Annotated in this window: 16 protein-coding genes and 1 pseudogene; 4 read left to right on the top strand and 13 right to left on the bottom strand. The window is 70.0% G+C overall.

What is annotated here, in order from left to right; all coding sequences use genetic code 11:
- The first annotated feature begins 17 nt into the window (after positions 1-17).
- Together AAHM41_RS09480 and AAHM41_RS09475 are read left to right on the top strand one after the other, a co-directional pair.
- On the top strand, positions 18-1,292 hold the full coding sequence (locus tag AAHM41_RS09480) for a type II and III secretion system protein family protein (RefSeq protein ID WP_342236284.1): 1,275 nt from the start codon (positions 18-20) through the stop codon (positions 1,290-1,292).
- A gap of 11 nt (positions 1,293-1,303) precedes the next feature.
- Entirely contained in the window at positions 1,304-1,972 is a 669-nt protein-coding gene (locus AAHM41_RS09475) for a CpaD family pilus assembly lipoprotein (protein ID WP_342236283.1), read from the top strand.
- Positions 1,973-2,563: 591 nt separating this feature from the next.
- Here AAHM41_RS09475 and AAHM41_RS09470 read toward each other — a convergent pair.
- The 13 genes from AAHM41_RS09470 to AAHM41_RS09410 form a co-directional block, all read right to left on the bottom strand.
- Entirely contained in the window at positions 2,564-3,658 is a 1,095-nt protein-coding gene (locus tag AAHM41_RS09470; protein ID WP_342236282.1) for a sensor histidine kinase, read from the bottom strand.
- Between the two features lie 118 nt (positions 3,659-3,776).
- The gene (locus AAHM41_RS09465; RefSeq protein WP_342236281.1) at positions 3,777-4,745 is read right to left on the bottom strand and encodes a 2-hydroxyacid dehydrogenase; all 969 of its coding nucleotides are present in this window, start codon (positions 4,743-4,745) and stop codon (positions 3,777-3,779) included.
- 25 nt (positions 4,746-4,770) lie between these two features.
- Positions 4,771-6,444 carry a gamma-glutamyltransferase gene (gene ggt, locus AAHM41_RS09460; protein ID WP_342236280.1) on the bottom strand — a complete coding sequence of 558 codons (1,674 nt, stop codon included), beginning with the start codon at positions 6,442-6,444 and terminating at the stop codon, positions 4,771-4,773.
- Positions 6,445-6,454: 10 nt separating this feature from the next.
- Entirely contained in the window at positions 6,455-7,132 is a 678-nt protein-coding gene (locus AAHM41_RS09455) for an RraA family protein (protein WP_342236279.1), read from the bottom strand.
- A gap of 10 nt (positions 7,133-7,142) precedes the next feature.
- The gene (locus tag AAHM41_RS09450) at positions 7,143-7,931 is read right to left on the bottom strand and encodes an ABC transporter permease (RefSeq protein WP_342236278.1); all 789 of its coding nucleotides are present in this window, start codon (positions 7,929-7,931) and stop codon (positions 7,143-7,145) included.
- Complete coding sequence (locus AAHM41_RS09445; RefSeq protein WP_342236277.1) at positions 7,928-8,818, bottom strand: ABC transporter permease; 891 nt, start codon at positions 8,816-8,818, stop codon at positions 7,928-7,930. The genes AAHM41_RS09450 and AAHM41_RS09445 overlap by 4 nt, the downstream gene beginning before the upstream one ends.
- Positions 8,815-9,870, bottom strand: coding sequence for an ABC transporter ATP-binding protein (locus tag AAHM41_RS09440; RefSeq protein ID WP_342236276.1), 1,056 nt, complete (start codon positions 9,868-9,870; stop codon positions 8,815-8,817). The genes AAHM41_RS09445 and AAHM41_RS09440 overlap by 4 nt, the downstream gene beginning before the upstream one ends.
- 4 nt (positions 9,871-9,874) lie before the next feature.
- A complete protein-coding gene (locus tag AAHM41_RS09435) occupies positions 9,875-10,933 on the bottom strand; it encodes an extracellular solute-binding protein (RefSeq protein WP_342236275.1) in 1,059 nt (352 codons plus the stop codon).
- Positions 10,934-10,990: 57 nt separating this feature from the next.
- Positions 10,991-11,815 (bottom strand): creatininase family protein, encoded by an 825-nt coding sequence (locus AAHM41_RS09430; RefSeq protein WP_342236274.1) that lies wholly within the window; start codon positions 11,813-11,815, stop codon positions 10,991-10,993.
- Positions 11,816-11,862: 47 nt separating this feature from the next.
- Positions 11,863-12,846, bottom strand: a complete 984-nt coding sequence (locus AAHM41_RS09425) for an ABC transporter ATP-binding protein (protein ID WP_342236273.1) — start codon at positions 12,844-12,846, stop codon at positions 11,863-11,865.
- Positions 12,843-14,684, bottom strand: a complete 1,842-nt coding sequence (locus tag AAHM41_RS09420; RefSeq protein WP_342236272.1) for a dipeptide/oligopeptide/nickel ABC transporter permease/ATP-binding protein — start codon at positions 14,682-14,684, stop codon at positions 12,843-12,845. The genes AAHM41_RS09425 and AAHM41_RS09420 overlap by 4 nt, the downstream gene beginning before the upstream one ends.
- The gene (locus AAHM41_RS09415; protein WP_342236271.1) at positions 14,681-15,634 is read right to left on the bottom strand and encodes an ABC transporter permease; all 954 of its coding nucleotides are present in this window, start codon (positions 15,632-15,634) and stop codon (positions 14,681-14,683) included. Before AAHM41_RS09415 ends, AAHM41_RS09420 begins: the two co-directional genes overlap by 4 nt.
- Positions 15,631-17,148 carry an ABC transporter substrate-binding protein gene (locus AAHM41_RS09410; RefSeq protein WP_342236270.1) on the bottom strand — a complete coding sequence of 506 codons (1,518 nt, stop codon included), beginning with the start codon at positions 17,146-17,148 and terminating at the stop codon, positions 15,631-15,633. The genes AAHM41_RS09415 and AAHM41_RS09410 overlap by 4 nt, the downstream gene beginning before the upstream one ends.
- Before the next feature lie 297 nt (positions 17,149-17,445).
- On the opposite strand from AAHM41_RS09410, the gene AAHM41_RS09405 reads away from it, so the two are divergent.
- Both AAHM41_RS09405 and AAHM41_RS09400 read left to right on the top strand, forming a co-directional pair.
- Positions 17,446-18,150: a FadR/GntR family transcriptional regulator gene (locus tag AAHM41_RS09405; protein WP_342236269.1), complete on the top strand. Its 705-nt coding sequence runs from the start codon at positions 17,446-17,448 to the stop codon at positions 18,148-18,150.
- Between the two features lie 321 nt (positions 18,151-18,471).
- Positions 18,472-18,712: pseudogene (locus tag AAHM41_RS09400) on the top strand (hypothetical protein); the annotation flags it as partial.

Genomic DNA, 18,712 nt, shown 5'->3' with positions numbered 1-18,712 from the left:
CCACTCGGTCGATGCCGATGATGACGGCCAGCCGCGGGCAGCTCGAGATCAAGGTCGGACAGGGCAGCATGCTGACCTTCGCCCAACCGGTGGAAACCGTCCTGGTCGCGAATCCAAACGTGCTCGATGTGGAGATGGTGTCCGCCCGCTCGGCCTATATTTATGGCGTGTCCACGGGGACGACCAATCTGTTCGCCCTGACCAGCGCCGACCAGGTGCTGACCGCCGCGACAGTCCGGGTCAGCCAGGACGAGGCCGCCGCACGGCGGGAGGCGGCACGGGTGGCCGCAACCGGCGGCGGCCAGATCGGCTATATTCAGGACCGCCCGGTAACCACGGGAACGGCATCCAATCTCGGTGGCGCCATGAAGCTCGACGCGCTCGCCCAGCAACTCCAGGTCAGCCCGGGCCGGACCGGCGGTGGCGGCGGTGGCGGTGCCGGAGAGGCGATGAATCTCAGCACGATCACCGGCTCGCAGCAGGTCGGGATCCGCGTCCGCTTCGCCGAGGTATCGCGCACCGCGATACAGAACCTCGGCATCAACTGGCGCGCGCTCTTCAACATCGGCAACTTCAATTTCGGTATCGTCAGCGGGGCTTTTCCGCCCGGGGTCGTGCCGGGATTCGTCACCCAGCCGGGCACCGGCTCGTTCGGCTATCACAGCAGCGAAGCCAGCGTCGATGCGGTTCTCGACGCCCTGCAGCAGGAGGGCCTGGTCAGTATCCTGGCGGAGCCGACCTTGACCGCGGTCAGCGGAAAGACTGCGAATTTCCTCGCCGGCGGTGAGTTCCCGATCCCCGTGCCGCAGGGCAACGAGACCATCTCGATCGAGTACAAGCAGTTCGGCGTGTCGCTGGCCTTCACCCCGACCGTGCTGCCGGGCGACCGGATCGGGATTCGGGTGCAGCCGGAAGTGAGCCAGCTGAGCGAGGCCGGAGCGCTGCAGGAGAGCGGCTTCTCCATCCCCGCGCTGACCGTCCGTCGGGCCGATACGACAATCGAGCTGGCATCGGGCCAGACCTTCGCCATGGCCGGATTGTTCCAGCGCAACGTCTCGAACTCCGCGGACCAGATCCCGCTGCTCGGTGACCTGCCGATCCTCGGCAAGCTGTTTCAGTCGAGCCAGTATCAGCGGAACGAGACCGAACTCGTGATCCTGATCACGCCTTATTTGATGAACCCGACCACGGCGCCGAATGCGATGGCTCTGCCCGCCCAGTCCACCGCACCGACGGTTCAACGGGCGCGCAACTCGTTGACCGGCGGCAATGCCGGCTTCATGCTCCGATAGGATCCGTCGCCATGACGTTCCCGACCCGAGCGCACCGACTGGCAGTACTAGCCCTGGCTGGTTTCCTGGCGGCCTGCGAGTACAAGATCCCCGACTGGCCCGAGGAGGGGTACACCACTATATCTCCGCCGGAGATGCATCCGGTGCTGTTCGCGCCGCAGGCGTCAAACCTAACCCCTACCGAGCGCGCCCGCCTGATCACATTTGTCCGCAGCGCCGACCTGAGCCCCGGGGCGACCATGACGATCGCTGCAGGCGGGCCGCAGGCGCAGGTGCGGCAGGAGGCGGTGGCGGCAGTCCTTCGCGGCGCCGGCCGGAACAATCTCACATTCGCGAATGATCCGACGGCAAGCGACACAGTGCAGGTGACGGCGGCGGGGCGGGAGATTCTGTGGCCCCGGCGTTGCCTGAATCCGGACGGCTCGCTGCCGGAGGACCTGCCGCTCGGCTGCGCCAGCGACATAAATCTGGCGCAGCAAGTCGAGCGCCGGAGTGATCTGTTCCGCGGGCGGGCAATGGGCCCAGCATTCGCCAATCCTTCTGTGCGAGCGGCCGAGCGGTATCTGCAATTGCCTGGCACGGACGATGGCGGAGCGGGCGAAGGACAGGGCGCTGGTGGCCAAGAGGGAACAATCCTGCCGAGTGTAGGCACGACGGGTGGGAGCGGGACTTCGCCCTGAGTAGCGGCGGCTGGTTCCACAGCTCGATGCAGCCGACCTGGACCCGTCGTCGGCACTCGGTGGGCCGCCAGGTTGGCGAGGACGGCTCCGAACGCCGCTCGCGCGAGATCGGTAAGAGGCGACGCCTTCAGGTGCAGGTGTAGGCCGTGTCGCTGCCGACACACTAAGCCGAAGCCGTAGCGGGATCATTTCTCCAGGCGCCTCGTGATATAGGCCGAAAGGGTTAGGTCGGAATATGTATACAATTTTATCTAAATTGATCTTGCCTTTGTCGTCGGTCGATCGGCGAAGCTCACATTTGGCCGATCTCGCAAGCCAGCCTTGGGTTGGAGCTGTACGCCCAACTGAGGTTTGTCGAAGACGAAGAAGCATCGCCAATGAAAACAAGATCCCTCAAGCTCCGGCACAGGACCGCCGCTTGAACGCCGATTACCTCGACTCTCTCGTCGGGTGGATGGCGGCGACCGGTGCGCTGCTGTTGCTGGCTTGGGCGGCGCTGACTGGCTCTGCCCCATAACCCGGAGTCCTGGACAGAATCCTGCCAGCACGGAGGCTGGCCGACGCTGGTCTCCTCCACCGGCCGGATCCGATTCAGCGATCGAGCGCCGAGGCTGTCGTCGGGCCGGCCTTTCGTCCTCCAGCATCCGTATCCCGATCACCAATCGGGGCGCCCGGCACATCGACGCCCTCAGCGGGGCGAAGGCTGATCCGAAAGCGTGCGCCGCGGTCGCTCGGGACGATGGACACCTGGCCGCTATGCCGCTGTACGATCTGTCTGACCAGGTTCAATCCAAGGCCGGCGCCGCTCCGCCTTGGTAACACTCGATAGAACGGCTCAAAGACGTCCTCCCTCTGAGCGGGTGGGATTCCCGGCCCCTCATCACTGATCTCCATGACGTTCGGGTGGGAGGCGATGATCCGTATCTGTCCCTGTCCGCCGCCGTGCTCGATCGCGTTCCTGACGAGGTTGGAAATCACCCGCTCGAGCGCGCCGGCATCGCCGTGAACCGGGATTCGATCGCGGTCGGCCGAGAACGACAGCTCATACCCTCCGGCAATCGCACTGGGCGCAAGGTCCCCGGCGACGGATTGGCATAACGGCACCAGGTCGACTTGCTGCATGGGCTGCACGCTGTTGTCCAGGCGATGCAGGTCGAGGAGCTCCTCGGCGGTGTTCGCCAAACGCGCGACGTGATTCAAGAGCTTCCGCTGCAGCCGACTGTCCGGCATGGCCTCCAGATTCGTATGGAGGATGGCGATGGGAGTTCGCAATTCGTGTGCGGCATCGGCCAGAAAGCGCTTCTGCCGCGTGTAGCCGTGATCCAGCCGTGCCAGCGCCGCGTTGACGGCTTTGACGAGTGGAAGAACTTCCGCAGGAACGTCCTCGAGGGGAAGCCGCTGACCACGGCGGTCGATGTCGATACTCGCCGCGATGTCCGTAATCCGATCCACGCCCGCCAGTGCACGCTTGACCAGAATCGGCACCGACACGAACGCGGCGATCAGCGTGAAGGCGAGGAACGGCAGATAGATGACCTTCATTCTTTCGAACAGCAAAGCTGCAAATGATTCTGTCTGCAGACGGCCTCCAAACATGATCTTCACCTCGCCGGCGGGCGATGGTGTTCGCGCTATCTGAGAGGTCAGCGGAGAACCCTCGGTGGCACGGAGGTCCCCGTCCAGCATGCTGCCGAGACGATCTGCGATCGTTCTGAGATCGATCGGAACCTCACCGTATTGAACTCTGCGATCGTCCTGGTCGAGGACGACAAACCAAGTTCCGCCGGTTCCCGCTCCCGTCCAATCACACGACCAGATCGCGCTCCGGCACCGGCTCGCCCCGGGCGACGCAGGCGATGTTGCCGAACATCTGGTTGACGGTCTTGACGAAGTTGTCGGCCGCGATCGCCGCCAGATGCGGCGTCACCACCAGGTTGTCCAAGGTCAGCAGCGGGCTGTCCGGCGGCAGCGGCTCGATCTCGTAGACGTCCATGGCGGCGGCATGGATCGTGCGCGCCCGCAGGGCGTCGACCAGGTCGGACTCCACCACCACGCCGCCGCGCGCGGCATTGATCAGCACGGCGGTCGGCTTCATCGCCGCCAGGGCCTTGCGGTCGATCAGGTTCCTGGTCTCCGGCGTCAGCGGGCAGTTCAGGGTGATCACGTCGGCCTGCGCCAGCATCTCCGGCAGCGTGGCGAAGCGGGCGCCCAGCGCGGCCTCTTCGGCGGCGGGCAGAGGCGTGCGCTTGGAATAGAGGATGGTGCAGCCGAAGCCCTTGAGGATCCGGGCGAAGGCCTGGCCAATGGCGCCGAAGCCGATGATGCCGACCGTCTTGCCGGTCAGCATGAAGGTCTGCATCGGCATCGCCGTGGCGGTGCGCCAATGGCCCTTCTTCAGCTCGGCATGGCCGAAGGCGATGCAGCGCAGCGCCGCCAGCGTCAGGCCCAGGGTGAACTCGGCCACCGGCACGGCGTTGCTGCCGGTGGTGCGGGCCACCCGGATGTTGAGCGCGCGGGCGGTCTCGAGGTCGAGGTTGTCGACCCCGACGCCCCATTTGTGCAGCAGCTTGAGCCGGGGGGCGGCGCGCAGCACCTCGCCGCTGACGCCGACCTGGCCGGCGATGGCGTATTCGGCCCCGGCGATGATCTCCTTCAGGTGATCATCGCCGCGGGCGGTGCCGTGGGTGAGGACGAGGCCGGGCGGCAGCAGGGCGCGGAGGCGGGTGACGCTGTCCTCGCTGATCGGGTCCAGGACGACGACGGTTTCGGTCACGGTCGGGCTTCCAGTCGGGTTGCGGTCAGATGGTGAAGCGGACGCCGGCGCGCGCCAGGCCGCCGGAGATGGCGACGGGCGTGCCGTCGGCGCGCCAGCAGGCGGCGCCGATCAGGGTGCCGTCGGGGGCGAAGGCGATCGCGTTCATGCCGCCGGCGATGCGCGGCATCCGGGCGATGCGGTGGCCGCGGGCGGTCAGGTCCTCGGCCACGGCGTCGGGGAAGGCCTGCTCGAGTTCCAGCACGCCGCCCTCGGTCCACACCCGCGGGGCCTCGACCGCCTCCTGCAGGCTCATGCCGTGGTCGATCAGGTTGACGATGGCCTGCAGCGCCGAGGGGAAGATGCGCAGGCCACCGGGCAGGCCCAGAGCGAAGGCCAGCTTGCCGTCGCGCAGCGCCATCATCGGCGCCATCGAGGTGAACACCCGCTTGCCCGGCGCGATCGACAGGGCGCGGCCGGGATGCGGGTCGAAATTGTACATGTAGTTGTTGGTCAGCATGCCGGTGCCGGGGATCTGGGTGCAGGCGCCGAACAGGCCGTTGATGGTCTGGGTGGTGGCGACGACGTTGCCGGCGGCGTCGGCCACCGTGACATGGGTGGTGTTGGCCGATTCTCCTCCCGTCAGCCCGGCGGCCCAGGCCTTTGTCTGTCGCAGGTCGATACCGACGCGCCGCTCCGCGGCATAGGCCTTGGCGATGAGGCGGTCGACCGGCACGTCGATGAAGGCCGGGTCGGCGGTGGCGACCGCCCTATCGGCGAAGGCGATCTTCAGCGCCTCGGCCAGCAAATGCACCGCGTCGGCCGAGCCGAAGCCCAGCCCGCCGATGTCGTATCCCTCCAGGATGTTCAGCATCTGCACGATGTGCACGCCGGAGGAGGAGGGCGGCGGCGGCCCCAGGATCTCGAAGCCGCGATAGGTGCCGCGCACCGGCACGCGCTCGATCACCCGGAAGGCGGCGAGGTCGGCCTGGTCGATCAGCCCGCCCTTCGCTGCCATGAAATCGGTCAGGGCGGCGCCCAGCGGCCCGTCATACAGCGCGGCGGGCCCGCACTCGGCGATCAGCCGCAGGCTGCCGGCATAGTCGCCCTGCACCAGCCGGTCGCCCGGCTGCAGCGGCCGGCCGCCGGGCAGGAACAGGGCCGACAGGCCGGGGTCGCGGGCCAGGTCCGCGGCGCAGTCGGTGATGCAGTCGGAGAGATAGGGGCTGGCGACGAAGCCCCGTTCCGCGAGCCGGATGGCGGGCGCCAGCACATCGGCCAGCGGCAGCGTGCCGAAGCGCGCCAGTGCCGCGCACCAGCCGGCCAGCGCGCCGGGCACGGCGACGGCCTTGGGGCCGACCTCGTTCTCGCGGTCGCGGACCTGCCGGGCCTTGCCGATCTCGTCCGACACCGGCTGATACATGGTGGCGCTGCCGCGGCCCGGCGCGGTCGACAGCCCGTCCAGCACCAGGTGACGGCCATCCGCCAGCCGGATATGGGCGACGCCGCCGCCGAGCACGCCGACCATCATCGGCTCGACCACGGTCAGCGTGAACAGCGCCGCCACCGCCGCGTCCACCGCGTTGCCGCCGGCCAGCAGCATCTCCGACCCCGCGGCGGAGGCCAGCGGATGGTTGGTCACGACCATGCCGCGCGAGCCGGTGGCCGGCCGCTTCTCGCAGGTGAAACCGGTAACGCGCGGGGCGCGGGAGTCCGTCACGATGCTGGCCTCAGCTGGTCTGGTTCAGGGCTTCCAGCACCATACGGGTGGCGCCGGAGATGTCGCCCAGCTTTTCGCCGGCCCTGACCCGCTCCTGGCTGCGCTCGCCGCGCTCCTGCCGCACCAGCGCGGCGTCGGCGATCGCCTCGGCCTGGTCCGCCGGCAGCACCAGCACGCCGGATTCGTCGGCCAGGATCACGTCGCCGGCCCGCACCGGGACATTGCCGCAGGAGATCGGCAGGTTCAGCGTGCCGCCGAGATTGTACAGCCGGGTGGTGATCGGCGACATGCCGCGGCACCACATCGGGAAGTCCGAATCCTCGATCTCGGCCAGGTCGGTGCATGGCCCGTCGACGATGCCGCCGACGGCGCCGGCCGCCTTGGCCGCGATGGTGACGCCGCCGCCCCAGCAGGCGTGCTTGTCGTCGCCCAGCCGGTCGACCACCAGGATGTCGCCCGGCCGCAGCAGGCCCAGCGTGTGGTGCAGCAGAGTCGAATCCTGGCCCGGGATGGCGAGGGTGACCGCCGCGCCGGCGATGCGCTTGCCGCGCAGCAGCGGCTGGATGCCCCGGTCCATGAAGCCCCAATGCTGGGAATGGCCGATGGTCGCGGTCTCGACGCGGCGCAGCTTCTCCACCAGGGCGGCGGGGATCTGCTGGGGCATGGGGGCGATGCGGTAATCGGGCATGTGGCTTTCCCTAGTTGCCGACGGCGCGCGCGACGCCGACGAGACGTTCGACCAGAATGACGATGAGGAGGGTCGCGGCGATCAGCACGACCGACAGGGCCGCGACCAGCGGGTCGGTGCGGCCTTCGACGTAGCGCACCATCTCGACCGGCAGGGTCGAGGCGCGCGGCCCGGCGATGAACAGCGAGATCACGGTCTCGTCGAAGGACAGCAGGAAGGACAGCGCCCCGCAGGCGACCAGGCCGGGCGCGGCCAGCGGCAGGGTGACCCGGCGCACCACCCGCCAGGGCGTGGCGCCGAGCGTGGCGGCCGCCGCCTCGATGTCATCCGGCAGGGTCGAGAAGGCGGTCGTCATCATCCGGATGACGAAGGGCAGGGTCACGATCATGTGGCCGAGCACCAGGCCGGGCAGGGTGGCGGTCAGGTGCAGCGGCGTGAAGAACAGCAGCAGCGCCAGGCCGATGATCAGCGTCGGCAGCAAGAGAGGCGCCAGGAAGAAACCCTGCAGCGCCTCGCGCCCAGGGAAGGTTCCCTTGTTCAGGGCCAGCGCCGCCGGCACGCCCAGCAGCAGCGACAGCGCCGTGACCACGCAGGCGATCTGCGCGCTCAGCAGCAGCGCGTCCAAGAGCGGTCCGTTGCCGGCCAGGGCCTGGAACCAGCGCAGCGAATAGCCCGAGGGCGGGAAGACGATGAAGTCGTCGGCCGAGAAGGCCAGCGCCACCACCACGACGATGGGCGCCAGGATCATGGCGTAGACGATGCCGGCGAGGGTGGAGAGGACGCGGCCGGCGCCGTTCATCGCTGCAGCCTCCGCGCCGCGAGCCGGGCGACGACGGCCAGCGCCAGCAGCAGCACCAGCGTGTAGATCGCCAGCACCGCGGCCACCGGCCAATTGGTGTTGGTGGTCGCCTGCTCGTAGATCTCGGTCGCCAGCACGAAGATGCGGCCGCCGCCCAGCAGCCTCGGCGTGATGTAGGACGACATCGACAGCACGAAGCCGAGGCCGGCGGCCAGGGCGATGGCCGGCAGGCTCAGCGGCAGGGTGACGCGCAGGAAGCAGCGCAGCGGCGTGGCGCCCAGGCTGCGCGCCGCCTCCTCCAGGGTGCGGTCGAGCCGGCCGAACCCGGCCAGCAACGCCAGGATCATGTAAGGCATGATGCTCTCGGCCAGGCCGATGGTGACGCCGGTCCAGTTGAACACCAGCCGCATCGGCGTGCTGATCAGCCCGAGCCACTGGGCGATGCCGTTGACCAGGCCGCGGTCGCCGAGGATGGCGAGCCAGCCGAACACGCGCACCACGCCGGACACCAGCATCGGCATGATCGCGACCACGGCCAGGAGGCCGCGGAAGCGCGAGCGGGTGCGGAACAGGAACAGCGCCACTGGATAGGACAGCGCCAGCGCCAGGGCGGTCGCCACCAGCGACAGCCACAGCGAGTTCAGGGTCAGCTCGGCGGTGAAGGAATCGGCGAAGACCTCGCTGGCGGTCTGCAGCGACCAGGCCTCGACCATCGCGCCGGTCGGCCCGACCTCGTTGAAAGCGGTGCGGAACAGGCCGAGCGTTGGCCATAGATAGACGAGAAGGACGAACAGCGCCGCCGGCGCGACCAGCAGGGGCAGCGGCAGGCGCCGGCCGCGGGGCAGGGCGGGACGCTCGGCGGTGAGGGGATGCAGGGCGTCGGTCACGGCGCCTCGCGCGGGAACAGCAGCGTGTCCTCGGCCGGCCAGATCGCCGCGACCTCGGCGCCCTCGACCGGCGGGCGCTGGCCGGACGGCATCTCGACGCTGAGCTGGCCGCCGGCACCCTCGACCACGACCTCGATCCGGTCGCCGATGAAGACGCTGTGCGAGACCTGGCCGCGGATGCGGGCCACGCCCTCGGCCGCCGGCTCGGAGACCGAGGCCAGGCGGATGCGCTGCGGCCGGACGAAGATGTCGACCTCGCCGGCCGGCGGGGCCGCGACCGGCAGCGCCGTGCCCCACAAAGCGATGCGCCCGTCGGCGCCTCGGGTCGCCGGCAGGATGTTGGCGCGGCCGACGAAATCGGCGACGAAGCGCGTCGCCGGGCGCTCGTAGATGTCCTCCGGCGACCCGACCTGCTCGACCCGGCCGCGATTCATCACCGCGATCCGGTCGCACATGGTCAGCGCCTCGACCTGGTCATGGGTGACGAACAGCGTGGTGATGCCGAGCGAGCGCTGGATGTCGCGGATTTCGTGCCGCATCGCATCGCGCAGCTTGGCATCGAGGTTGGACAGGGATTCGTCGAGCAGCAGCACCGAGGGGCGGATCACCAGGGCCCGCGCCAGCGCCACCCGCTGCTGCTGGCCCCCCGACAGCTCGCGTGGGCGGCGCCCGCCCAGCGCGCCGAGGCGCACCATGGCCAGCGCCTCCTCGACCCGGGCGGCGGCCTCGGCGCGCGGCACCCGCCGCTCCTCCAGCCCGAAGCCGACATTGCGCGCCACGCTGAGATGCGGGAACAGCGCGTAGGACTGGAACACATAGCCCATGTTGCGCCGGTGCGCCGGCTCGTGGGTGATGTCGGTGCCGTCGACCCGGATGGTGCCGCCATCCGGCTCGATCAGCCCGGCCAGCATCCGCAGCGTCGTGGTCTTGCCGCAGCCGGACGGGCCGAGCAGCGCCACCGCCTCGCCCCGTCCGACATTCAGCGTGACGTCGTCGACCGCGACGAAGCCGCCATAGCGCTTGGCCAGGCCCTGCAGCTGGAGATAGCTCATCGGATCAGCCGGCCGAGATCACTTCGCGGCGCCAGCGGTTGTTCCACTTGTCGCGTACCTTGACGATCTCGCTCCAGTCGACCTCGATCATGCGGCTGCGGTTCTCCGGCGCGATGGCGGTGCGGGCCAGCACCTTGGGGTCGATCTGCGCCTTGCCGTTGGTCGGCGCGTAGAACACGCGCTCGGTGAAGGCTTTCTGCGCCTGTTGCGACAGGGCGTGGTTGATGAAGGCGACGGCCGTGGCGCGGTTCTTCGACCCGGCGGTGAGGTTGATGGTGTTGATCTGGAACACCGATCCTTCCGGCGGCAGCAGCGCGCCGAGCTTGCCCTGGGTCTCGTCGATCTTGCGCTGCGACCGCGCGTTCCACCCGGTGGCGACGCGGACGATACCGTTCTGGATCAGGGAATAGCCGTCGGGATTGGGGTTCCAGGTGTTCACCGACGGCGCCAGCTCGGCCAGCTTCTTGATCGCCGCATCGACCGACTGCCGGTAGTCGCCGCCCAGCATCTTCTCGACCATCACGGTCAGGGCCAGGCCCTGGATGTTGGGCGGGGCGCTGATCCCCAGCAGCCCCTTGAGGTCCGGGCGCCACAGCTCGGCCAGGCTGGCGAGCGGCGGCTTGAGGTTCACGGCGTCGGTGACCAGCACCAGGTGGTCGAAGGTCACGGCCGGGCCGAACTCGCCGCCGGCGGCGCGGGCCTCGGGGACCAGCTCCTCCAGCGACGGCACCTCGGCCGGGCTCAGCTTGTCGAACAGCCCCTCGGCATTGCCGATGTTCGAGGCGGTGACGTCCATGATGGTGACGTCGATCTGCGGATCCGCCTTCTGGGCCCGGATATTGCCCAGCATCTCGGCCGAGGTGCCGCCGGGCGCGTAGGCGACCTCGACGCCCGGGAAGGCCTGCTGGAACGGCTCGATGACGGTCTTGACGTAATTGTCCTGGAAGGTGCCGTCGGCATAGGCCATCAGCCGGATCTGGCCGGCCGGCGACTGGGCCCGGAGGATCGCCGGGGCCGCGAGGGTCGCGACCCCGGTCTGGAGCAGAAGACGGCGCGTCAGCATCTGGAAGCCCCCATTGTTGGCCCCGTTCGGGGCGGCATTGATTACGGCCCGCAGCCCTCAGGCCGCGACCTTGTCGGCGAAATGCGCGACGAAGCGGGCGCAGATCTCGGTCAGCTTCTCGGTCAGCGCCGCGCCGGTCTCGGCCGAGCACAGCCGCGGATCGCCCTTGCCGACGCCGAGCGTGTAGACTTCGTCATACTGGTTCGGCATGCCGATCTCGGCGCCGTCGAAGCTGGCGGTGCCGAGCCCGGTGAAGGGCAGGTCCAGCACCGGGTCGCGCTTCTGCGGCCTATCGGTCGGCATCATCTCCGGGCGCATCAGCTCCGGGAACAGGTGCAGGCCGATGCTGGTCAGCGGGTCGGCGCCGTGGCCGGCCACCTTGGCGGAGTTTTCGGCCCCGACGATGCCGGGCAAGAGGCCGTAGCCGATGCGCCACAGATACAGGCTGGGCAGCACCGTGCCGTCGCGCAGGTACAGGCTGCGCGCCACCTCGGCGATCGGCCCGACATTGCCGCCATGGCCGTTGATGACGACCAGTCGGGTCAGCCCGGTCTTGTGCAGCGACGAGACCATGTCGGTGATGACGCTGGTCAGCGTCGCCTGGCTCAGGGCGATGCCCCCGATCATCGGGCCGAACCAGTCGACGCCGCCATAGGGCAGCACCGGCGCCACCAGGGTCCGGACGCCGCGCTGGCTGGCGCGGATGGCCGCCAGCTCGGCGATCTTCTCGGCCAGCAGGTAGTCGCCCATCGGGGCGTGCGGGCCCTGGTCCTCATGGCTGCCCATCGGCAGCAGGATCACCGGGTTCTGCGCCAGCGTCTCGCGGGCCTCGCCGCCCGTGATGGTGCCCAGATGCACCTTCGGTTCCGTCTTCGCGGCCAAAGCTCTTACTCCTCGTCGGCAGGTCGGTGGTCGGGCCGGATCGTCATTCAGGCGATCTCCTCGGCCCGGATGCAGGCGACACGGCGGGCTTCGCCGTGGGGGCGCAGCTCCGGCACCATCTCGGCGCAGGCCGGGCGCGCATGGGCGCAGCGGGTGCGGAAGACGCAGCCGGAGGGTGGGTTGGATGGGCTCGGCGGATCGCCGGCCAGCAGGATGCGGCCGATGCGGCGGTCCTGGCGCAGCTGCGGGGTCGCCGAGATCAGGGCGCGGGTGTAGGGGTGGGCCGGGCTGGTGAACACGGCCTCGGCCGGGCCTTCCTCCATCACCCGGCCGAGATACATCACCATCACCCGGTCGCACAGGTGGCGCACCACCGGCAGGTCGTGGCTGATGAACAGCATGGCGAGGCCCAGGTCGCGGCGCAGCTCGGCCAGCAGCTGCACGATCTGGGCCTGGATCGAGACGTCCAGCGCCGACACCGGCTCATCGGCCACCAGGAAGTCCGGTCCGCTGGCCAGGGCACGCGCCAGGCCGATGCGCTGGCGCTGGCCGCCCGAGAACTCGTGTGGGTAGCGCTGCGCATGGCTGGAATCGAGGCCGACCCGCTCGAGCATCCCGGCCACGCGATCGGCGCGCTGCCCGGCATCGCCGACGCGGTGGATGGCCAGGCCGTCGGCGATCTGCGCGCCGACGCGGCGGCGCGGGTCGAGGCTGCCATAGGGGTCCTGGAACACGATCTGCATGCGCCGGCGCAACGCCCGCCACTCGCGGCCGGAGGTCCGGCCGAGCGGCCGGCCGTCGAAGCTGACCGTCCCGGCGCTGGCGGGCATCAGCCCGAGCATCAGCCGGCCCAGCGTGCTCTTGCCGGAGCCGGATTCGCCGACGACGCCCAGCGCCTCGCCGCGGGCCACGCCGGCATCCACCGCGCGCACGGCCTGGACGGCGCGGCCGCGCCGGAACAGGCCGCCGGTGTGGAAGATCTTGGACAGGCCCCGGGCCTCGACCAGCGGCGTCGCGGAGGGGATGGTCATGCCGCGGCCTCCGTCCCGTTCGCCAGATCCTGCCAGCGGACGCAGCGGGTCCGATGCCCCGGCCGCACTTCGTCGAGCGGCACCGACACCGCTTCGCAGGCCGCGACGGCGTGGTTGCAGCGCGGCGCGAAGCGGCAGCCTGCCGGGAAGGCATGGGGCTGCGGCACCACGCCGGGGATGCCGGCGGGCTGGCCGTCGCCGTCCGGCGTCGCCGCCAGCAGGGCGCGGGTGTAGGGGTGCAGGGGCGCGGCGAAGACCGCGGCGGCGTCGCCCTGCTCGACCACCTGCCCGGCATACATCACCGTGACCCGGTCGGCGATCTCGGCGACGACGCCCAGGCTGTGGGTGATGAAGATCATCGCCGTGCCGGTCTCGCGCTGCAGCTCGGCCAGCAGCTCCAGGATCTGGGCCTGGACGGTGACGTCCAGCGCGGTGGTCGGCTCGTCGGCGATCAGCAGGCCCGGGCGGTTGGCCAGCGCCATGGCGATCATGACGCGCTGGCGCATGCCGCCCGACAGCTCGTGCGGCCAGGCGTCCAGCCGCCGTTCGGGGTCGGCGATGCCGACGCGCCGGAACAGGCCCAGCGCCTCGGCCCGCGCCGCCTTGGCCGGCATCCGGCGATGGGCCCGGATCGCCTCGGCCACCTGGTCGCCGACGCGGTGCACCGGGTTCAGGCTGCTCATCGGGTCCTGGAACACCATGGCCATGGCGCCGCCGCGCAGCGCCCGCAGCGCCGGCTCGTCCAGCCGCAGCAGGTCGCGGTCGCCCAGCCAGGCGGCGCCGGCGACCGGCCGGGCCGCCGGTGGCAGCAACCCCATCAGCGCCGTGGCGGTGACGGATTTGCCGGAGCCGCTCTCGCCGACGATGGCCATGGTCTCGCCGGGGCGGACCGACAGCGAGACATCCTCGACCGGCCGGATTCTTCCGCGCGGGATGGCGATCTCAACGGTCAAGCCTTGGAGGTCCAGGACGGCATCGGTCCGCGCCGGCGGCGGCAGCCCGGGCAGGACCCGGTCGATCAGGCGCAAGCGGGGGCGGGCGGCCGGCGTGCGCGGGTCGACCGCGTCGCGCAGCGCGTCGCACAGCAGATTCATCGCCAGGATGGTCAGGCTCAGCGCCGCGCAGGGCCACAGCAGCAGCAGCGGCGACTGCTCCATCGTGGCGCGGGCGCCGCGGATCATCAGGCCCCAGGATGGGGCGGGCGGCACCACGCCGAGGCCGAGGAAGGACAGGCCGCTCTCCAGCACCACGGCGGCGGCGACGGCGAGCGACAGCTGCACCAGCACCGGCCCGGCGATGTTGGGCAGCACGGTGCGCAGCAGGATCCGGCCGGTCGGGGCGCCCAGCGCGCGCACCGCCTCGACATAGTCGTGGCTGCGGGCCGACAGCACCTCGGCATAGGTGACCCGGGCGAAGCCGGGCAGGTACAGCACGGACAGGACCAGGATCAGCGTGCCGGCACCGGGGCCGAGCAGGGTGACGACCAGCAGCGCCAGCAGCACCGGCGGGAAGCACAGGATGATGTCCATGCTGCGCACCGCCAGCAGCTCGCCGACGCCGCGGAACCAGCCGCCGATCAGCCCCAGCGCGGTGCCGAGGATGCCGGCGATGGCGGCAGCGGCGAAGGCGACGCCCAGGCTGGTGCGCGCGCCCCAGATCAGCCGGGACAGGACGTCGCGGCCGAACTCGTCACGCCCGAGCGGCGATCCCGGCATGGGGCCGGACAGGCGCTGGGCGATGTCCTGCTTGATCGGATCCACCAGCCCCAGCCACGGCGCCAGCAGCGCCAGCAGGATGACGGCCGCGACCAGCGCGCCGGGGAGCCACAGGCGCCTCATGCCGCGCGGATCCGCGGATCGAGCACGGCGTAGAGCATGTCCATCGCCAGGTTGATCAGCAGGAACAGGCCGGAGACGGTGAGCACGATGCCGACCACCATCGGGTAGTCGCGCGCCTCGACCGCGTGCAGCAGCGGCGTCGACAGGCCGGGCCAGTTGAAGACGTATTCGACCAGCACCGTGCCGCCCAGCATCGTGCCCATCTGCAGGCCGAGCACGGTCAGCACCGGGCTCAGCGCGTTGCGCACCACATGGCGCACCAGCACGCGGGCGGGGGACAGGCCTTTGGCCCGGGCGGTGCGGACAAAGTCGCGCGACAGGGCGTCGAGCACCGAGGACCGGGTCATCCGGAACACGATCGCGGTCAGGCCCTTGGCGATGGCGATCGCCGGCAGGGCCAGCAGGGTCAGGTGCTTCGCAGGATCCTGGGCCAGCGGCACGAAGCCGCCGGCCGGCATCAGCCGCAGGGCCTGGGCCATCAGCAGGATCAGCAGGGTGCCGACCACGAACACCGGCACCGCCAGCAGCAGCGCGGCGAGGCCGGAGGCGACGCGGTCGAAGGTGCCGCCGCGGTGCAGCGCTGCATAGGTCCCGGCCGGGATGCCGAACACTACGGCCAGCAGTGCGCCGGCGGCGATCAGCTCCAGCGTGCGCGGCAGCCGCAGCGCGATCTCCTGCGCCACCGGATAGTCGTCGACCAGGGAGTTGCCCAGGTCGCCCCGCGGCAGGCCGGACAGGAAGTCGAGATACTGGTCGGCCAGCGGCCGGTCGAGGCCGAGCTTTTCGCGCAGCTCGGCCACCGTGGCCGGGTCGGGCGCGACGCCGCCGGTCGACAGCAGCAGCTCCGCCGGGTCGCCGGGCACCATATGCAGCGCCAGGAACACGATCGTGGCGACGATCCAGGCGAGCGCCAGCGAGGTCGCGATGCGGCGGAGCAGGGCTCGGATCATCCGAAGGTGGTCTCCTCGAGCATCGCGCCGGAGGAGGTGGTCAGGGCGCCGGGGAGGTTGGTAAAGCCGACGACGCGCCGGTCCAGGCCGTAGCCCTGCGACCGCCAGGCCAGGCCGGCCAGCGGCACCTCCTCGAGGGCGGCGCGCTGCATCTCCTTGTAGATCTCGGCGCGCTTGGCCGGGTCGAACTCGGCCCGGCCGCGGGCCAGCGCATCAACGGTCTTCGGCGCCTTCAGGCCGAAGGAGCGGCCATGGGTGGGCGCCAGCGAGGTGTCGATCACGCCCGTCAGCCCGTCGGGGTCGTTGTTGTCCCCCGACAGGCCGTGGATGGCGAGGTCGTACTGGCCCTTGGTGCCGCGGGCGACGCGGGTCGACCAGTCGGGCAACTGGAGCTCGCACTGGATGCCGATGGCGGCGAGATGCTGCTGCACCACCTCGGCGGTGTCCTTGTGCATGCCGTACTGGGCGGTGGCCATCAGCGTGGTCTGGAATCCGCCCGCGTGCCCGGCCTCGGCCAGCAGCGCCTTGGCCTTGGCGGGGTCGTAGGCCCAGCCATGCGCCAGCGCGTCGTCGTACCAGGGCGTGCCGGCGGTGATCGGCACCCCTTCCAGCGGCTTGCCCCGGCCGAAGAAGGCGGCCTTGACGATGTCCTCGCGCTTCACTGCATGGGCGATCGCCCGGCGCACGCGCGGGTCGTCGAAAGGCGGCCGGGTGGCGTTGAACAGCACGCACATGAACGGTCCCTCGACCGTGTCGAGCCTGAGCCGCGGGTCGGATTCGACCGTGCCCATCGACTGCCAGGGGACGTATTCGATCATGTCGACATCGCCGCTCTGCAGGGCGGCGACGCGCAGGTTCTCGTCGGCGTAGACGGTGAACCGGATGCCCTTCAGCTTGGGGAAGCCGGGCTTGTAGAACTTGTCGAAGGCGGCGAGCTCGATCGAGGTCCCGCGCTCCTGCCCGGCCAGGCGGAAGGGCCCGGCGCCGATCGGCTCGCTCGGCGTCGAGTTCCGCGACAGCACGAAGGTGTTGTAGTTGGCGAACCAGGTCGGCAGCGTCGCCAACGGCGTCTTGGTCACCAGGCGGACGGTCTGCGGATCGGGGATCTCGATGCGCTCGATGCCCTGGAACTGGGTGCGCATATAGGCGGTCGAGGTCTCGCCGGCGATCTGCTCGATCGACCATTTCACGTCGTCGGCGGTGACCGGGTCGCCGTTCTGGAAGACGCAGCCCGGGCGCAGCTTGAAGACCCAGGCGCCCTCGTCGTCGACCGACCAGGATTCCGCCAGCTCGCCGCGCAGCTGGCCCTTGCTGTCATAGGTGACCAGGCTGCGGTGCAGCATCAGCTTCACCGTGCCGGCGGCGGCGCCGGTGCTGACCCACGGCTGCAGGTTGGGCGGAAAGGCCGACAGGCCGTAGCGCAGGATGCCGTCGGCGGATTGGGCCCGTCCCGGCAGCGAGAGGAAGGGCAAAGCCAGCCCGGCCCCCAGCAGCGCACGGCGCGTCGTGGTCATGCAGCGGCTACCCCCAACCATGGTGCCATCCCCTGTTTTGGGCGCGGACGGCATCGTCCGCGGCCGAGATGTCGATTTTTGCCCGATGTCGTCCAGGCTTGGGTTTGACATCTATCTGGCTGAAAATTACATGTCAACTGACATGTGGGCGGGGCGGTGCAGTCCGATTGCAGCGGCTGGGATGGCCGAGAGTCGCGTGGCAGTGCCATTTTCCGGAACGGCCGGGCTTTAAGCTTCTCCGCATAACGTGTAATCTTGCCTGCAAACAATCAGGCCGAAGCACGGCAAAGGGTTCCGGTGTCCCAACGTCCAAGACTGAGCGATATCCTCTATGGCGACATGCTGGGGCGCATCCAGCGCGGCCAGTTTCCGGGGGACGGCAAGCTGCCGTCCGAAAAGGAGCTCAGCCAGAGCTTCGGCGTGTCCCGGCCGATCGTGCGCGAGGCGCTGCGCCGCCTGCGCGAGGAGGGGCTGATCCAATCCCGCCAGGGCGCCGGCAGCTTCGTCGTCGGTGTCGCCGAGCCGCAGCCGCCGCGGCCGGTGAACGGCGCGCAGGGAATCCAGACGATCTCGGATGTGCGGCGCATCTACGCATTCCGGATCGCGCTGGAAGGGGAGGTGGCCTACGCCGCCGCCCTGAACCGGAACGAGGCGCTGCTGGCCGCGGTGAAGAAGGAACTCGACGCGATCGACCAGGCAATCCAGACCGGCAGCATCGGCGTGCAGCAGGACAGCGATTTCCACACCGCGATCGCCCGGGCCACGCAGAACCAGTATTTCGAGGCGGCGCTTGCCGCCGTGCGGCCGCATCTCGACTACGTCATCGACCTGGCGCGCAGCTTTTCGGTGCTGCATTCGGCCGGGCATTTGGCGATGGTCCAGCGCGAGCACGCGGCGGTCTACGAGGCGATCCGGGACGGCGACGCGATCAAGGCGCGCGAGGCGATGCAGGCCCATATCCGCAATGCGCAGGAGCGCGTCTTCGACGGCATCCACCTCTAGGGCGGCCTAGGCCGGAGACCGGGGTGCCAGACAAGTGGGAGCCTGGAGGATACCGATCGGTGAGGGTTGTCAGGTGCTTGGTCGGCCGACGGGCGAGGATATTGGAGATATTTCTTATATATAAATCAATATGTTGGCGGTCTTTTGCATGATCGCCAGAGATTGGCTTGTCCAGAAAAAAGCATAAGTTGACATGTTGGGTGGTGACAACGCAGAGTCGGGAGATGGCGGCCCTGGTCGCCTGAATCCGCCATGCGGGGCGGGCCCGACCGGCAGGGAGGCCGGTCGCCGCCCGGGCCTGCGCCGGGAGAGCCTGCGCGAGTGAACGACACGGCCAGCCATCTGGAAGCCCTGCGGGCGGTGCTCGGAGAGCGCGGTCTGCTCGCGGCCCCCGACGATCTCTCTTCCTATGAGACCGGCGCCCGCTACGACCGCGGCCGGGCCGCCTTCGTCGCCCGTCCGGGGCCGGCGGCCGCGGGCGCCGCCGGGGGCGCCCCGTGCGCGCCCCCCGGCCGGCGGCGGGTGGCCCCGGGCGGGGCCCCCCGCCCCGGCGCCGGGGCCC

It is taken from the genome of Inquilinus sp. OTU3971 (assembly GCF_038440215.1).
The sequence above is the reverse complement of the archived record's forward strand: the minus strand, read 5'-3'. Positions and strand labels throughout refer to the sequence as shown.

Excerpts from the sequence above, each read along its gene's own strand:
- AAHM41_RS09480 (WP_342236284.1), top strand. The coding sequence starts at position 18 with ATGATGACGGCCAGCCGCGGGCAGCTCGAGATCAAGGTCGGACAGGGC.
- AAHM41_RS09475 (WP_342236283.1), top strand. The coding sequence starts at position 1,304 with ATGACGTTCCCGACCCGAGCGCACCGACTGGCAGTACTAGCCCTGGCT.
- AAHM41_RS09470 (WP_342236282.1), bottom strand. The coding sequence starts at position 3,658 with ATGCTGGACGGGGACCTCCGTGCCACCGAGGGTTCTCCGCTGACCTCT.
- AAHM41_RS09455 (WP_342236279.1), bottom strand. The coding sequence starts at position 7,132 with ATGCCCGATTACCGCATCGCCCCCATGCCCCAGCAGATCCCCGCCGCC.
- AAHM41_RS09450 (WP_342236278.1), bottom strand. The coding sequence starts at position 7,931 with ATGAACGGCGCCGGCCGCGTCCTCTCCACCCTCGCCGGCATCGTCTAC.
- AAHM41_RS09440 (WP_342236276.1), bottom strand. The coding sequence starts at position 9,870 with ATGAGCTATCTCCAGCTGCAGGGCCTGGCCAAGCGCTATGGCGGCTTC.
- AAHM41_RS09435 (WP_342236275.1), bottom strand. The coding sequence starts at position 10,933 with ATGCTGACGCGCCGTCTTCTGCTCCAGACCGGGGTCGCGACCCTCGCG.
- AAHM41_RS09425 (WP_342236273.1), bottom strand. The coding sequence starts at position 12,846 with ATGACCATCCCCTCCGCGACGCCGCTGGTCGAGGCCCGGGGCCTGTCC.
- AAHM41_RS09420 (WP_342236272.1), bottom strand. The coding sequence starts at position 14,684 with ATGAGGCGCCTGTGGCTCCCCGGCGCGCTGGTCGCGGCCGTCATCCTG.
- AAHM41_RS09415 (WP_342236271.1), bottom strand. The coding sequence starts at position 15,634 with ATGATCCGAGCCCTGCTCCGCCGCATCGCGACCTCGCTGGCGCTCGCC.
- AAHM41_RS09410 (WP_342236270.1), bottom strand. The coding sequence starts at position 17,148 with ATGACCACGACGCGCCGTGCGCTGCTGGGGGCCGGGCTGGCTTTGCCC.